We start from the raw sequence: 16883 nt of genomic DNA, 5'->3' as shown, positions 1-16883 counted from the left end.
AGTTTTATTGTCTAGCTACGAGCGCCAGCGACTGAGAAACCAGCTCCGCTTTCATGTGCTCCTGTGCCATAGTAGACTATTCGAGGAAGCAACTCTGTTCTCATTGCGGGAGGTCGGGCCACAGGACGTGGTCTGACATGCGTTGCAAAAGGACGTTGCGCTTTTTGCCGGCCAGTTTGTACGTCGCAAATAGGGCGCGACTCTCGCTTTTCCTTATTCCAACTTCAAAATATCATACAAATCTTCATCGGACATATCGGCGAGCCATTGATCACTTTGGATAATCTGGTCGTTTAACGTTTGCTTTTTCTCCAGCATGGCGTCAATTTTTTCCTCAAGCGTTCCGGTCGTAATAAATTTATGGACATGAACAAATTTTGTCTGCCCAATGCGGTAGGCTCGGTCGGTTGCCTGATTTTCAACAGCAGGGTTCCACCAGCGATCATAGTGAATTACATGGTTTGCCGCCGTTAAGTTCAGTCCAGTGCCGCCAGCCTTTAATGATAGCAACAAAATCGGAAATTCACCCTTTTGAAAGTTGTTTATTAACGTGTCCCGCTGCTGTTTGCTCGTTGAACCGTTCAAAAACGGCACCTTTAATCCGTAACGGGCTTCCAAAACAGATTGAATCATTTCCCCCATACCAATATATTGCGTGAAAATCAGGCCGCTTTCGTTTTGATCCATGACCGTGTCGAACAGTTCAACTAATTTTTCCAGCTTCGTTGAACGTTCGATTAATTCTTCGCCACGTGCCTGGTGTTCTTTTAAAAAGAGGGCAGGATGATTACAGAGCTGCTTCAGCATACTAAGCAATTTCAGCACATAGCCTTTCCGTTCAAAACCGGACAGGGTAGCTAGACGGTCAAACGTATCTTTGACGATTTGCTCATATAGGCTTGCTTGTTCAACAGTAAGTGGGCAATATTCCTTTTGCTCAATTTTATCAGGCAAATTGAGCGCCACTTCTTCATCATTTTTCGTACGTCGCAACAGAAACGGTCGGATGAGCTTTTGCAACTCCTGAATTTTTTCCTTATTATCTTGTCGTTCAATCGGCAGAACAAAACGTTGTTGGAAGCGGGTGAGACTGCCAAGATAACCTTTATTGATAAAATCAAAAATCGACCAAAGCTCAGTTAAACGGTTTTCCATCGGTGTGCCGGTTAAAGCAATATGATGGTTGCCCTTCAATTTGCGAATGGCGCGCGATTGCTTGGTTGCGGCATTTTTTATATTTTGTGCTTCATCTAAAATGATCGCTTCCCATTTTAGTGAAGAAAGTTCTTCAAAATCCAAGTGTGACAGTCCATAAGTCGTCAGAACCACATCATATGAGTGCTCACCGGTTAATGTTTCGGTAAATTGTTCAGCTTTTAACCGACTTGCTCCGTAATGTAAGTATACATGAAGATCTGGTGAAAATCGTTCCAGCTCTTTTTGCCAGTTACCAAGCACCGAGGTCGGACATATGATTAAGCTTGGACCGGACGCCGGATTGTTCTCCTTTACAAGCAACAAATAAGCAATCAACTGAATCGTCTTACCAAGCCCCATATCATCGGCTAAACAGGCCCCGAAACCATATTGCCGTAAAAAATAAAGCCAGTTCATCCCTTTTTTCTGATACGGACGGAGCTCACCTTGGAAGCTCGTCGGCACTTCCAAATTCGGAATATCGGTTAAATCGGTTAAGGAGTGAACAAAATTCCTTAATTTCGGGTGCAATTCAATTTGAATACGGGAAAAAATTCGCTGATCATTGTCCTCATCAAGCGAGTCCGGCTCTTCATTGTCGCCGCCATACAACAATTGCTGCTCAATAAAATCTTGAACCCGCATACCTTCTTTTTCTGCCTTTTCCATAATTGCTTGCATTTTTTTAATAAAAGCAGGGTCAAGCTTCATCCATTGTCCGCCAATATTAATCAGGCGGCGGTTTTCCTCAACCAGTTTGCGAAATTCAGCTTCAGACAGATCCACTCCGGCCATAGAAACCCGCCATTCATAATCAAGTAAAGCATTCAAGCCAACAAAGGATGGTCCGTTGGAACTCGACTTTACTCTGGCCTTTAAACGCATATTGGCGTTTTTTAACGCTTCCCACCAAGACGGCAAAAGAATATCAATACCGAGAACCAATAGTTTTTCACTGGCATTGGTCAAAAACGCCCAAGCCTCATCCTCCGTCAGTTCTTCCTTGATAATTGGGGGAGCTGAAAGATTAGCATCGTTCATTTTCTCATACTCGCCGGCTGCTTTATCTTCATTTGCCAGCCATGGAATCAGCCTTGCTATCCGCTTTTGTTCGGCAACAACTTCCTCAAAATACGGTTCCCACTTTTTCGGCGGTCGTTTTTTGCCTCGTTTTGCCGGGTTGAAGACAACGACTGTTTCCGGCTTCTTTATATCTCGCAATACCGTTGTCAGCTGCCACATTTCTCCATCTTCATGCGGTTCCTCAAGTCGAAGCCCGATTGTAAACGGTAAATCTGTCTCACTGGCGCCGATCCATTGTAAAAATTTTTTTTCATCAAAAAATGAGGCGACATCGAGCCCGTCGGCAATAGCATTTTGCAACAATTCTTTCCGCTTGTGCCACTGCTTTCCTAATTTCGGCAGCCGTGATAAATACGATTCCACCCCATTATGGAATAAATGTTGTACAAACTCCTTCATCCGTATCGGTTCTCCACCAACATCTTCCTCACGATCAACAAAAAGCTCAGTCATCGGTGTTTCCCAAAATTCCGGCAAAAACTCGTACCAAACTTGATCCGGAACTTCCCAGCGAAACTCCCCGTTTTTCCAGCTTTCAAAGTCCGGTTTAAAGCGTTTTTCCACAATCGTTTCATAAATAACTGGAGAAATGGCTAAAAGCGAGTTGGCAAGCTCATCAAACTCCCATTGAATAAACTGGTTAAATGGTTCGGTTCCGAATAACTCAAGCGTTTCAAAAGGATCCAACAACACACCATCAATGGCAATGGTTCGGTTTCCAATTTGAAAGTGCACGGTCGTCGCGTTTAATTTCGAACCGTAAAAACTGCTTTCATGCCATTGAAACAGCGGAAAAGTCCAGGCAGGAAGCGGTACACCGGGTTCGCCGTTTTCAAAAGCGTACAGAAAGAAATTTCCTTCTTTCAATTGAATACAATGAATTTCAAACTGTTTCGTTTTCAACATTAATTAACTTACCCCTTTGACACTCTTCTTGAAATGCTCGAAGTCGCTTTGTTTTTTGCAAAAGTTGTTCAAAGTAGACTTCCCATTTTTCTTCTTTTTTTAGCTTCTTATAGATTGTGCGCAGCTTTTTTAAATAGCGTACAGCCTCTTTATAGTTTTGTCGGTTTTTTTGTTGAATCGCCATCTCAATTTTTCGATGATAGTAAGGAAGAAGATATTGCGGTTCCTCCTTTTGAATCGTTCGTAAAATATCATTGCTTAAATAACTGAAGTTGGAAAGTTGAACAAACTCGATCAATTTTCTGTACTCTTTCCGTTCAAAATAAAAGGATGATAATTCTCTGGTTGTAAAAGGATACATAGCAATTAACAGTTGCTCATATAAATCGTATCTGCCCGTTTCTTTAGCAAATTGATGAAACTCTTCATCAATGGAGTAGAAAAATGTTTTCTTAGTCGAATAACTAATGGTATCTAAATAATCTTTGAGATGCTCAATCAGAAATTGTGCTAATTTTGTAAAGCCATTCCAATTTTCCTTGGCAAAATAATGATCCATGAATAGGAGGATATAAGATATCGAATGGTTACCGATATTTTTTAATAACGCTAACGATTCTTCTACCCGACCGGCTAAAAATAATTGGAACATATAAGCAAATTGCCAAGAAGAATCCATTGTGCCTTTTTTCGCCGTCTTTTCCGCAAAATCTAGTTCCTCATTTCGCAACTTTGGGCGGGTAAACAGATAATTCCATAAATTCCAGTATATTTGCAAGATATCATGTTTAAAGGCACCTTCTAAAAACAGCAACTCCCTTACATCCAATCGGAGTTTTTCACAAATCGGGTCATAGGAAAAAGGCATCGGACTCGGTAAATATCCCAATGCGTTTTGAATATCGACATAAATAATTTCGAACAGCTGGTTGCAAGTATCTTCAATCTCCTGGTAGCTGAAGCGGCTTGTTTCAAACCAATTCTGTAAATTTTGCAGAAGACGGACATGAACAACGATTTTATACAAGCTGCGTTGTTCTCTGTTTACTTTAAACAGATCATCCCGATTCAATTTTTTTAAAATCATCAATCCGTATAAATTTACTAAGTATGGTGGTAATGATTTCTTTTTCAGTATGTCATTGTTAAAAAGTTCATCTGTATATTCAACCCAACGATGATAATGATCACCCATTAAAATGCTCCTTTCCCAGATGGAATTTTCACTCCATTGTCCGGGGGTTTTTCACAATCAAACACAATCCATATTCTTTTATTATAGCATTTTAGGGTGAAGGAAAGAAGGGGGCGAAGTTAAGAGTAGAACTCGGGGAATTGTATCTGGTTTGATCAAGGATTCATGAAGAGATTGGATATGATTCTCAATGCCGGTAATTTTAAAGTCTTCGCCGGAAAGCAAACCTCTCCGGCGAATAGTTGAAGTTTCCACGTCTTTTTTAAAAAATTAAACGAGCATGCCGGGAAGACTTATCTTTGGCACCCATTCTTATTTTCAAAAATTAAACGAGCATACCAAGAAAAATCGGGGTAATAAATGCTTCCACGATCGCCGCAATGACCAGCAATGGAACGCAAACAAACACAAAGGTCTTTATACTATTCGTGGCACAATTTTTAAATGAAAATCGTGCGTCATTAATTTTTCGGAAAATCCCGATTGATAGATAAAAAGCAAGAGTTCCGGCGAGGATGATGGCAGGAATTTCAAAAATACCATGTGGGATGATCCCGGCGAACAACATAGGCACAATTGCTTGTCCGGTCAATGTCATATAAGCAAACATAATCCCCATAATGGCACTGTTCATCACAATAATGCCGATGGCCGGTAAAAAAATGGGCAGAAACCCGCTTACAAACAATAGTAAGCAAGCCATTGTATTATTTTTAAACAAACCGATGGCCAATTCAATTGCAGATGTATCCGGATCAATTAAGTCTTTTTCCTCAAACATTTTCGACACTTGCTTCATGAGCGTTGTTACAAGTGCCTCATTTTTCAGCATAAAAAAATATACCGCAACACTGCTTAAGATAAACAAAATGAGAAGCCCGACGAATAATTTCCAATAAGATTGTTTAAAAAGATTCCATTGCTCAAGATAAACTTTTTTCAAAAAATAACCTCCTTACAACACTACTTTTCATTATACTTGAAATCGGCCAAAATCATCCTTTTTGTGCACACATTTTAAAAATTTTTTAGGTTGTTGTTAACAAAGTTTTATGAGGGAGGGAATCGTGAAGAGTTATTCGTCAAACTTTAAAAGGCTGAGTCTGTCTAAGTAAAAAATATTGTCAAAAACGGCCTCTACCCGGACTTTTTATAAGCAAAAAAAGCGGGGTTGTCTATGTCCCCGCTCAAAAAATCAATGATCCATTTCCATTTGATTTAATAAGTCCTTCATAAATGCAATTACTTCATCATGCAAGTCCTCATGCTTTAAAGCAAATTCAATGGTTGTTTTGACAAAGCCGATTTTTTCCCCGACATCGTACCGTTTTCCTTCAAACTGGTAGGCAAAAACACGTTGAATTTTGTTTAACTGCTGAATCGCATCCGTTAATTGAATTTCTCCGCCAGCACCAACCTCTTGCTTATCTAAAAAGATAAAAATTTCCGGAGTTAAAATATAACGTCCGATAATGGCAAGATTGGAAGGAGCGGTACCGGGTGCCGGCTTTTCAACAAAGTTTTTCACTTGATACAATCTTCCCTCATGAGTTAACGGATCGATAATCCCGTATCTATGCGTTTCACTCTCCGGTACTTCTTGTACCCCGATGATTGACGACAAGGTTTCATCATATTGATTGATTAATTGTTTTAAGCAAGGGACATCGTTTTGAACAATATCGTCACCAAGCAAAACAGCAAACGGTTCATCACCGATAAAATTCCGGGCACACCAAACCGCATGTCCTAACCCTTTTGGTTCTTTTTGCCGGATATAATGAATATTAGCCAATTCAGATGAATATTGCACTTTTTCCAACAAATCGTATTTACCTTTATCAGCGAGATTTTTTTCCAGTTCCGGAACCCGGTCAAAATGATCCTCAATGGCCCGTTTCCCTTTCCCGGTAACAATAATAATATCCTCTATACCGGACTCGACAGCTTCTTCAATAATATATTCAATAGTTGGCCGGTCCACAATCGGGAGCATTTCTTTTGGCATTGCCTTCGTTGCCGGCAAAAAACGTGTTCCAAGACCTGCTGCAGGGATAATAGCTTTTCTGACTTTTTTCATGATCGTTCCTCCAAAAAACCTTTTTCAATGATTTTGTAACCCTTAGCATTTTCATTCGTCTAATTATCGGAATCAAAAGTTGTAGGTGGTTAACCCCTAAAAATTTCGAACCATCATTCCGCATACCGCTAACATACGGAAAAAATGTTAACCTGAATTCCCCAACACGAGTGAAATAAATCAAAAATTATTGATTGTGTTGCAAACAAGCTCCTTATCTTCAAATGCGGAATATGGGGTTCTAAAAAACCTACGTACAAAGTAAAATATTTTGTATCGTACCATAGTCTCATGCAAATCTTGAGTACTTTCCCGTAAAACCTTTTTGATGCTAAACAGTGTGTAATTTATACTTTATATTATACATAATAAATTAAATGATTGCACATTGGCTCCGGCAAAAATGTTTAATTAACAGATAACTTTAGAGGAAAAAAGTCAATTCATAAACCTACCAAATTATAGAGTTCGCCAATTTTAACAAGATTTTAAAAAAAGTCATATAATCGTACTTTTAATTTAGCTTGATTTTTTATATAAAATCAATTATGATGATGTAGATTGGAAAATATAGAAAAAATTATATTAAATTTTAAACGGAAAGTAACTCTACCTGTAATATTAAACTATGATAACTGGAATCTATTAGGAGGACAATTGCATATGGTGTTCTTTATTGTACCAGTGATTACATGCATTATTATTTCACTCCTATTAACACCGTTAGTAAAAAAACTTGCAATTAAAATTGGCGCTACTGATCAACCAAATGAAAGAAAAGTTCATACGAGAATTATGCCCCGTTTAGGCGGATTGGCAATATTTATTAGCTTTTTAATAGGATGTTACTTGTTTGTACCAAATGATCTCCAAATTTGGCCGATTATTACAGGCGGAGTAGTAATTGCCTTAATCGGGATTTTGGACGATGTTTTTGGGCTATCAGCAAAAATTAAATTTGTTGGGCAAATTTTTGCAGCGGCTATCCCAGTTTTGGGCGGAGTACAAATTGACTTTTTTGCAGTTCCAAATGGAGAATTTATTTACTTCGGTTGGTTTGCTATTCCACTTACTATTTTTTGGATCGTTGCAATCACAAATTCTATTAATCTCATAGATGGCTTGGATGGACTTGCGGCAGGGGTATCATCCATTGCAATCTTTACAATTAGTGCAATTTCCTTTATGATGGGTAATCCACTGGCACCGATTTTAGGGGTTGTATTATTGGGAAGCACATTAGGATTTCTAGTATTCAATTTCTATCCTGCGAAAATTTTCATGGGTGATACTGGCTCATTATTTTTAGGATATATGATCAGTATTTTGTCTGTCATTGGTCTTACAAAGAGTGCAGCATTTTTCTCGTTGATTATCCCGATGATTATTCTTGCTGTGCCGCTGATCGATACAGCGTTTGCGATTATTCGTCGCTTTGTACAGAAGAAACCATTGATGGCACCGGATAAGTTCCATTTGCATCATAATATGCTTCGTTTAGGATTTACTCACCGTCAATCGGTAGTTTTAATCTATTTGTTAAGTGGAATTTTTAGTTTAGCAGCGATTTTATTTACAAGGGCAACGATATGGGGTGCATCGTTTCTCATTGTCTTGTTATTAGTCTTTATCGAATTAATTGTAGAAGTGACAGGTTTAATCAGTGTGAAGTATCGCCCGTTACTAAACTTTATCGGTGGAAAAAAGGCTAATCATCATCAAAAGTAATAATAATTCTATTTATATAAAGCTGTTCCTGAATACGGGGAGCAGCTTTTTTTGTTGGCACAAATAACTATTACATATAGCAAAGATTCTTAAAATCCATCATGTATAATTCGTTAGCATGATAACTGTTGCTATGAAAAAGATTCTTAAATCCACCTCAGCCATTGTATTTCACGCAGTCGATAAATTCTAAATAACATTTCACATGAACAAAGCAAAAGAATGTTTAAATTTGTTTAATTAGAATCAAAATAGAAGTAAAATCATATTGTGCTGAGGTTTACTATGTATGTATTTCATGATCCGATTTTACTGAAAAAATTAATTATAGCTTTCCTTATTTCATTTCTTACAACATTCTTACTCATATATCCAATCATTAAGTTAGCGATTCGATTTAATATTATGGATATCCCGAATAAGAGAAAAGTAAATAAGGTGCCGATTCCACGTATGGGTGGTCTAGGGATTGTATTGGGAACGACTTTGGGATTGCTTTATTTACGACCGTTTCAAGAGCATCTGCTGGAAATTGCAATCGGAGCGATCATTGTTGCTATAACGGGTTTACTGGATGACAAATTTTCCCTACCTCCACTCATAAAACTGGTCGGCCAATTAATTCCTGCCGTTATTTTAATTTTTGCCGGCATTGATATTGAGCGGATATCCCTACCATTTTTTGGAGTTGTAGAATTAAGTGTTCCTCTGCGTTTTGTTATTACTGCTATTTGGATTATCGGAATAACTAATGCGATTAATTTGATTGATGGACTGGATGGGTTGGCTTCCGGTGTATCGACCATTGCCTTGACGAGCATTATGGTGATGGCTTTCTTGGATGGTCGATTATTTGTTATTTCCCTTTGTATTACGCTGATTGGAAGTAATCTTGGCTTTTTAATTCATAATTTCCATCCGGCGAAAGTTTATATGGGGGATACCGGATCGTTGTTTTTAGGTTACTCTATTGCGGTAATCTCCATCCTCGGTTTGTTTAAGAAGGTAACTTTATTAGGTTTTATCATTCCGGTAATTGTTTTGGCACTGCCGATTTTTGATACATTATTTGCGATTATCAGGAGAGCGAAAAACGGTGAAAAAATAATGAATCCGGATAAAAAGCATATCCATCATCAACTGCTTTCGATTGGGCTAAGTCATCGCCAAACGGTTCTCATGATGTATGGAATCAGTCTCATTTTTGGGATTTTAGGAATTGTTTTTTCAAGAGCATCTATGGGGCTGTTACTGTTTGTAGCTTTTCTGTTATTTATCATAGTGTACATCTTAGCTGAATTGGTCGGTCTTGTGGGGAAAGGGAGGAAACCGATATTACACTTTTTTAATAAACTATTCTCCAAATTCAGGTTGAATAATACATCATAGTAACATCGCTCTATGGGACAAAATGGAGAGGAAAATGCTAAAAACTGTCTCATTGACCGGCGCTATGAGACAAAATGCAGGGCAAAAGAATGAAAATTGTCCCATAGGCGCAGCCAAAATAAATTCTATGAGACAAAATGGAGAGGAAAATGCTAAAAACAGTCTCATAGAACCACGCTATGGGACAAAATGCAGGGCAAGAGAGTGAAAACTGTTCCATAGGCACAGTCAAATTAGATTCTATGAGACAAAATGGCAAGAAAAAAGCGAAAAACAGTCTCATAGAACCACGCTATGGGACAAAATGCAGGGTAAAAGAATGAAAATTGTCCCATAGGCGCAGCCAAAATAAATTCTATGAGACAAAATGGAGAGGAAAATGCTAAAAACAGTCTCATAGAACAACGCTATGAGACAAAATGCAGGGCAAAAGAATGAAAACTGTCCCATAGGAGATGCCAGATTGGATTCTATGGGACAGAATGCACTTTATGAAAGGAAAAAATGTCTCAGAGAAGAAGTCCTCATAATACCAAATTATCCCTTTACTGTATACTTGTACATTAATCCAAAAAAAGCTGCTCGCTTTTTCAATTGTGGTTCCTTAAACCAACACAATTACAGCGAAACAGCTTAAAATGTCATTAAATTAAATTTCCTCAATTTCTTTTAAATACGCATGTAAAGCTTCTTTCCAATCAGGAAGTGGGGTAAAACCTTGTTTTTCTAATTCAGCCTTGCTTAAAACAGAATATTTCGGGCGTTTTGCAGGTGTTGGATATTGTTCCGTTGTTAGCGGGTTCACCTTAACCGACAAACCTGCTTGTTTAAAAATCTCCACTGCAAATTCATACCACGAGCAAACACCACTATTGGTTGCATGGTAGGTGCCGTATTTTTCCGTTTGAATCAGTTCAATGATAAATTTTGCTAAATCCATCGTGTAAGTAGGGGAGCCAACCTGGTCAGCAACAACGCCTACTTCTCCACGTTCTTTTCCCAGTCGAAGCATCGTTTTTACAAAGTTTTTCCCGTTTTTGCCGAAGACCCAGGCGGTCCGGACAATATAAAACCGATCCAAAATTTCCTTCAAAAAATTTTCTCCGGCAAGTTTTGTCCGACCATAAGCGCCAATCGGATTAGTTGGATGGTCGACCTCATACGGCTCACTGGCATTTCCTTCAAACACATAGTCCGTGCTGACAAAGAGCATTTTGGCACCAATCTCCTTCGCTGCCTGTGCCAAATATTTCGTTCCTAATGCATTCACCTGATAAGCCGCCTCTTCATCATTTTCAGCACCATCAACGTTTGTATAGGCCGCACAATGAACAATCACATCCGGCTTGACCTCTCTAATTTTCCCCTTTACAGCCTCTTCATTGGTAATATCCATTTCTTTCCGGTCGACACCGGTTACGATATGTTCCTTTGAATCTAATAATTTGACCACATCATGACCAAGTTGCCCGTTAACTCCGGTTACTAAAATATTCATAATTACTCAACCTCTAATCTATCACCATACTGTTGTTTAAAGTATTGTTGATATTCACCGGAAATAATATTTTCCCACCAGTCTTTGTTTTCCAAATACCAATCAATCGTTTCTTTAATACCAGTTTCAAAGGTATGTTTCGGTTCCCAGCCAAGTTCCGTACGAATTTTCGTTGCATCGATTGCATAACGACGATCATGGCCCGGACGATCTTTAACAAATTTAATAAGGGACTCCGGTTTTCCTAAATGTTTTAAAATCGTTTTTACAATTTCAATATTCGTATGCTCATTATTTCCGCCAATATTGTATACTTCACCGACAACCCCTTTATGAAGTACGGTATCAATAGCTTCACAATGATCTTCCACATATAACCAATCACGAACATTTAACCCGTCACCATAAACCGGTAAATCTTTATCATGCAAAGCGTTGATAATCATTAACGGAATTAATTTTTCCGGAAAATGGAATGGACCGTAATTGTTTGAACAACGAGTGATGTTCACAGGCATTCCGTATGTTTCATGATAAGCGCGAACGAGCAAGTCAGCGCCGGCTTTACTTGCACTGTACGGACTGTTTGGTGCGAGCGGAGTTTCCTCGGTAAAATAACCGGTCTCACCAAGCGTACCATATACTTCATCAGTGGAAACTTGTAAATATTTCTTCACACCGATATTTTTTGCAGCATCTAACAGAACTTGAGTCCCTTGAACATTGGTGCGAACAAAAATTCCGGGATCAGTGATGCTCCTGTCTACGTGTGATTCTGCAGCAAAATTAATGACATAGTCAAACTTTTCTTCTGCAAAAAATCCGTTAATAAACTCATGATCAGCAATATCACCCTTGACAAACTTGTAATTCGGTTTATTTTCTATCTCTTTTAAATTTTCAAGGTTGCCTGCATATGTTAAAAGGTCCAGGTTAACAATTTGATATTCAGGATATTTCTTCACCATGTAGCGAACAAAATTACTGCCAATAAATCCTGCTCCACCTGTTACTAATACTTTCATCATGTACCTCCTATTTTTATAAATAAAGTTCAACGTGGCCAAATGCCAGCGTTTCTTGTGTGTTTTTTGGAAGGTCTTATTTCTTGTAAAAAAATTAAAATCTGCTTCTCAATGTTTTTGATGTAATCCTAAAAGGCACCTATTTTTCATAAACAAAGTTCAAATCTGCTTCAGCAAGGGTCGGGTGTTTCGTATCTTTATCTGATAAAATTGGTGCAGATGTCGGCCAATCAATGCCCAATGCCGGGTCATTCCATAAAATACCGCCATCATGTTCCGGTGAATAAAATTCGTCAACTTTATAAGCAACAATACAATCAGGTACCAATGTACAAAATCCGTGGGCAAACCCTTTTGGTACCAATAATTGACGATTATTATACTCGCTCAAAATAACGCCTGTCCATTTTCCGTATGTAGGAGAACCTTTACGAATATCGACAACAACATCATAAATCACTCCTCTTACTGCACGCACCAATTTCAGCTGGGCTTTCGGATTTAATTGGAAATGCAGACCACGGATTACCCCAACTTCACGCGACAGCGATTGGTTATCCTGCACAAAATGATAATCAAGTCCAAGTTCAGCAAAAAGTTTTTTGTTATAACTTTCCATAAAATAACCACGGTGGTCACCAAATACTTTTGGTTCAAGAATTTTAACGTCAGGGATACTTGTATCAATTATGTTCATTGAAAATTACCTCGATTCTTTATCAAAAATCCAATATTTTACTGAAAAAATTCGACATTAAGCAGGTAAGAAATTATCCTTGATTGGCAATCTTAATCAAATATTGTCCATATTGATTTTTCTTTAACGGTTCCGCTAACTCCAACAATTTCTCTTTATTAATATACCCCATTTTGTAGGCAATTTCTTCAAGACAAGCAATTTTTAATGTTTGTCGTTTCTCGATCGTTTCAATAAATTGCGATGCCTCAAGCAACGATTCATGGGTACCGGTATCAAGCCATGCAAAGCCACGGCCAAGCAATTCAACATTCAGCTCGCCCATTTCTAAGTATGCTTTATTTACATCTGTAATTTCAAGCTCACCGCGGGCAGATGGTTTAATATTTTTCGCAATATCAATGACACGATTATCGTAAAAATATAGGCCGGTAACTGCATAATTTGATTTCGGTTGTGCCGGTTTTTCTTCAATCGATACAGCTTTTCCGTTTTCATCAAATTCAACGACACCGAAACGTTCAGGATCATTTACATAATAGCCGAAAACCGTAGCTCCTTTTTCACGGGAGGCAGCATTTTTCAATAAATTTGTAAAACCATGTCCATAGAATATATTGTCGCCCAGCACTAAAGCAACATGATCATCACCAATAAATTGTTCACCAATCAAAAAAGCCTGAGCTAAGCCGCCCGGTTCGGGTTGCACTTCATAAGTAATATGGACACCCAGATCCGAGCCGTTTCCAAAAATTTGCTCAAACCGCCCAATATCTTGCGGCGTAGAAATAATAAGAATCTCTTTAATTCCTGCCAGCATTAAAACAGACATCGGATAGTAAATCATCGGCTTATCATAGACAGGTAATAACTGTTTAGAAACAACTTTTGTCAGCGGGTAAAGCCTTGTTCCACTTCCCCCGGCTAAAATGATACCTTTCATAAAAATCAGCTCCCTTAAATTGTATTTAATTGGTGGTTTTATTAAATATAATTGTTAAACATAACTCTGAATGGCATAACTAGCTTAAAATTGGAAATCAACCAGCTTGTTCATTTACTTTTATTTTGGTTGTAAACAGCGAAAAAAGCAATGGATATATGAGTTGGAAACTTAAACCTGTAAATGCAAACATATTTGAAAATAAATTAAATAAGAAGATGGAATTCATAATCGCAACTCCAACAATAAAATACGGACTTTTGATCTTTTTTAAAGATAGAATATAGAAAAATGCAAGAACAAATAAAAACAATATAAAGAATGACATACCAACCCACCCAAGGATAGTATAAGCTTGAGCGAATGCTGTAGAAACGTTTAGTTCCGGTGTAATCTGGATGGGATTTGGACTGGTTATATTAAAGATTGCCACAATTCTTTTACTTATGAAATCAGGAAAAAGCTGGGTAACCGTAAAATCAAAAGAACTGTCAATATTTACATCCTCGGTAAATTCAAATTCATTAATTGTCTTTTGAAGATTTGCCAATGGTGATGTTAGGTAAATATATGTCCAAAAAAACTCTTTAGGAATAAAAGATTGTCTAAATTCTTCGGTAGCCCCACCAATGTCCAAAAACAATTCATTATCATTTAAAGATGTATTTGTTTGATACATACTGTTCAGTCTCATATTTCCTAACACACCAAAAAGATATAAAGCAAAAAGTAAAAACACAGCCAGTCCGGCAATTTTTTTAAAAGTAATCTTGTATTGAAATTTAATCAAGTAAATAAACACACAACTCATCATGATCATTACAAGCATACCCCTGTTCATAATTAAGACAGATGGTATTAATGTTAGTATAAATAGAATTATAACTTTCTTTCGCTGAGCCAATTTCTCAGTAAGACATAATTGAAAAAGGTAAACAGCGTAAAAGGAGTTAAATGTAACCAAAAGGACATGGAAAGTTGGGATCCCAAATTCATGATAAGGAACAGCAGGACCACCAAATATAGAAAGTAAAGGGAAATTACCTGCGTATAAAAATTCCAATCCATATCCGGCTAAAATAAGAATAGTAATCAATTGCATATTATTTTTGTACGACAAGTTTTCAAAAACTATCACTTTGTCCTTAACAAATGCTGTTCCTATAATTAATGCAATTATTATTGTACATAATAAGAAAATAATTAAGGATAGGCTAAGTTCCGGATAAAGGTCTGACCACCGGAAAAGATAAGCAAATAAAACAAGGACAAATGATATAACATGTATGTAATAGGGGTTAATCATTTTAAAAGGCTCCTTTAATTGAATCTTTGCCTATTTCTTTTTCATGTAATTTAAAATAAATGCCAAAATGGTACCTATAATCATACCAATAATAACACCCATTACCATCATTTCATTGGTTCTTGTCAACAAAATTTCAGATACTTCATCTTCCTCAGCCGGATCAACAATTTGAACGGTATCTACATCTAAATATTTTGGTAAAACGACCTGTAATGAGTGAGCAATTGCATTGGCAAGTTTTGGCGCTACTGTTTGATCCTCGTGGTCAACCTGTATATTGAGAATCTCTGACCCGTTCTCATTTGTTACGGTAATCTGGTTTTGAATTTCGTTTGCGGTTACTTTTAGCTTTGCTTCTTTAATCGCATTATCTAAAACAACCGGTGTTTTCGCTAATAGTATTGCAGTATTCATAAATCTTGGATAATCATCAAATTGTTTTTCCATATTTTCAGGTTGCTTTTGCTTTAAGAAGATTGAGACATTAGCTTGGTAGGATGGTGCAGGACCTTTTGAGGCAATTGCCCTACCTGCTATTCCACCTATGATCATTGTTAGGATAATTAACCAATAAAATTTTTTAAATGTTTTCAATGTTACCGACAAAAGTGTAGACTCTTCCACAATAAAACCTCCATATGAACAATAATTTATATTTCAATTCCTAGCTCAAGCTAAAAAAACTGCCAACCCCATTTATTAAAGAACTTAATCATTGAAGTAATAAATATTTTAAACAATTTCCAATTTTTATGTGAACCTCTCTCATAAAAATGGACTACTTCCGAAAAAGGGGTGTAAACAGTCCGCTTGTTATTTCTTTCTAATTTTAGACATAAATCATTATCCTCGAAATACATAAAAAAACGCTCGTCAAAGCCGTCAATTTCCTGATAATCATTTCCACGAATGAGCATAAAGCAACCGGAACCCATACGTATATCAACGAGCCGGTCATTCGGAATATTTCTACATTCGTATGAGGCAAGCCGCTTATCAAATAATTTTTTAATAAACCGGAAAGGTATAAATCTCAGCGCATAATCAAATACAGTTAACCGATGCCGCATTAAATGCTGGACAGTACCATCTGAGTTTAAAATTTTAGGTACTAAAAGAGAAATTGTATCATCTTTTTCCATAACATCCAACATGTTTAGAAAGTTTTCCCTGGTAACAATAATATCTGGATTAAGAATAAGAAAATATTTTGAATTACATTTCAGTAAATTATAGTTGTGTCCAAATCCAAAACCTTTATTTTCAGGATAGAAAGTAATATCTGCAAAATCTTTATAAGTATTTAATCTTTCCTTGTAATCATCGTTTGAATCATTATCGAATATGCAAATTCGATATTCGTTAAATGAACCAAGTTCTTTTTTTAAATTGTCAAGAACTTCAAATACATGTTCACTGTTATATGTTACAATGCTTATAGCTACAACAGGGTAAGTCATTTTGTCACACTCTTTCATAATTAGCTATAGGACCAAATTATAATTAATTTCTAGTCATATATTCTAACATACGACTGCAAATTTTAATAGGATTTTTAAATGAATCCGGATTGGTGGCATTAATTTTATATATCGTTAGATTGAAACAATGCCTTTGCCTGAAAAAACACTTGATTTTTCAGGTAGTATCAAAATAAAATATATCTTAGGTCCTAGTGAATATCTTATTTACAGGATTTCCCGTTTCGTGGATGATCATACGAAATAGTAATTTGAATTGCAAGGGTAATCTGTTTTGTAATTATTTAATTGAAAGGTTGAAATCAAAGTTATATATAAATTTTAGGTTAAAATTACAACCCTAATTATATAT

General features: G+C 37.0%; 13 protein-coding genes. 2 read left to right on the top strand and 11 right to left on the bottom strand.

The features are described from left to right. Positions 1-213: 213 nt before the first annotated feature. The 4 genes from BT1A1_RS16080 to galU all read right to left on the bottom strand — a co-directional run bounded on the left by BT1A1_RS16080 (position 214) and on the right by galU (position 6461). Positions 214-3186 (bottom strand): DEAD/DEAH box helicase, encoded by a 2973-nt coding sequence (locus BT1A1_RS16080; RefSeq protein ID WP_034773154.1) that lies wholly within the window; start codon positions 3184-3186, stop codon positions 214-216. Continuing rightward, positions 3164-4381 (bottom strand): hypothetical protein, encoded by a 1218-nt coding sequence (locus BT1A1_RS16075; RefSeq protein WP_034773153.1) that lies wholly within the window; start codon positions 4379-4381, stop codon positions 3164-3166. Before BT1A1_RS16075 ends, BT1A1_RS16080 begins: the two co-directional genes overlap by 23 nt. A 325-nt stretch (positions 4382-4706) precedes the next feature. Next, positions 4707-5324: a stage II sporulation protein M gene (locus tag BT1A1_RS16070; protein WP_034773152.1), complete on the bottom strand. Its 618-nt coding sequence runs from the start codon at positions 5322-5324 to the stop codon at positions 4707-4709. 252 nt (positions 5325-5576) lie between these two features. Next, positions 5577-6461 (bottom strand): UTP--glucose-1-phosphate uridylyltransferase GalU, encoded by an 885-nt coding sequence (gene galU, locus BT1A1_RS16065; RefSeq protein WP_034773150.1) that lies wholly within the window; start codon positions 6459-6461, stop codon positions 5577-5579. A gap of 663 nt (positions 6462-7124) precedes the next feature. Here galU and BT1A1_RS16060 point away from each other — a divergent pair. Together BT1A1_RS16060 and BT1A1_RS16055 are read left to right on the top strand one after the other, a co-directional pair. Beyond that, a complete protein-coding gene (locus tag BT1A1_RS16060) occupies positions 7125-8189 on the top strand; it encodes a glycosyltransferase family 4 protein (RefSeq protein ID WP_034773149.1) in 1065 nt (354 codons plus the stop codon). A gap of 285 nt (positions 8190-8474) precedes the next feature. Beyond that, positions 8475-9578: a glycosyltransferase family 4 protein gene (locus tag BT1A1_RS16055; protein WP_034773148.1), complete on the top strand. Its 1104-nt coding sequence runs from the start codon at positions 8475-8477 to the stop codon at positions 9576-9578. Between the two features lie 649 nt (positions 9579-10227). On the opposite strand, the gene rfbD is transcribed toward BT1A1_RS16055, so the two are convergent. From rfbD to BT1A1_RS16020, 7 genes are all read right to left on the bottom strand, one after another. Next, on the bottom strand, positions 10228-11076 hold the full coding sequence (gene rfbD, locus BT1A1_RS16050; protein WP_034773146.1) for a dTDP-4-dehydrorhamnose reductase: 849 nt from the start codon (positions 11074-11076) through the stop codon (positions 10228-10230). Between the two features lie 2 nt (positions 11077-11078). After that, the gene (gene rfbB, locus BT1A1_RS16045) at positions 11079-12101 is read right to left on the bottom strand and encodes a dTDP-glucose 4,6-dehydratase (RefSeq protein ID WP_034773145.1); all 1023 of its coding nucleotides are present in this window, start codon (positions 12099-12101) and stop codon (positions 11079-11081) included. A 139-nt stretch (positions 12102-12240) separates the two neighbouring features. Beyond that, positions 12241-12798, bottom strand: coding sequence for a dTDP-4-dehydrorhamnose 3,5-epimerase (gene rfbC, locus BT1A1_RS16040; protein ID WP_034773144.1), 558 nt, complete (start codon positions 12796-12798; stop codon positions 12241-12243). A 73-nt stretch (positions 12799-12871) separates the two neighbouring features. Further along, entirely contained in the window at positions 12872-13741 is an 870-nt protein-coding gene (gene rfbA, locus BT1A1_RS16035; RefSeq protein ID WP_034773143.1) for a glucose-1-phosphate thymidylyltransferase RfbA, read from the bottom strand. Positions 13742-13838: 97 nt separating this feature from the next. After that, positions 13839-15047 carry an O-antigen polymerase gene (locus BT1A1_RS16030; protein ID WP_034773142.1) on the bottom strand — a complete coding sequence of 403 codons (1209 nt, stop codon included), beginning with the start codon at positions 15045-15047 and terminating at the stop codon, positions 13839-13841. Positions 15048-15077: 30 nt separating this feature from the next. Further along, positions 15078-15674: a YveK family protein gene (locus BT1A1_RS16025; protein WP_034773140.1), complete on the bottom strand. Its 597-nt coding sequence runs from the start codon at positions 15672-15674 to the stop codon at positions 15078-15080. Between the two features lie 50 nt (positions 15675-15724). Beyond that, on the bottom strand, positions 15725-16510 hold the full coding sequence (locus tag BT1A1_RS16020; RefSeq protein ID WP_034773138.1) for a glycosyltransferase: 786 nt from the start codon (positions 16508-16510) through the stop codon (positions 15725-15727). Positions 16511-16883 lie beyond the last annotated feature (373 nt).

Origin of the sequence: Caldibacillus thermoamylovorans (assembly GCF_000751775.1) — a bacterium.
Classification (GTDB): domain Bacteria; phylum Bacillota; class Bacilli; order Bacillales; family Caldibacillaceae; genus Caldifermentibacillus; species Caldifermentibacillus hisashii.
Note: the sequence above shows the minus strand (reverse complement) of the source record. Positions and strands in the feature narration are given on the sequence as shown.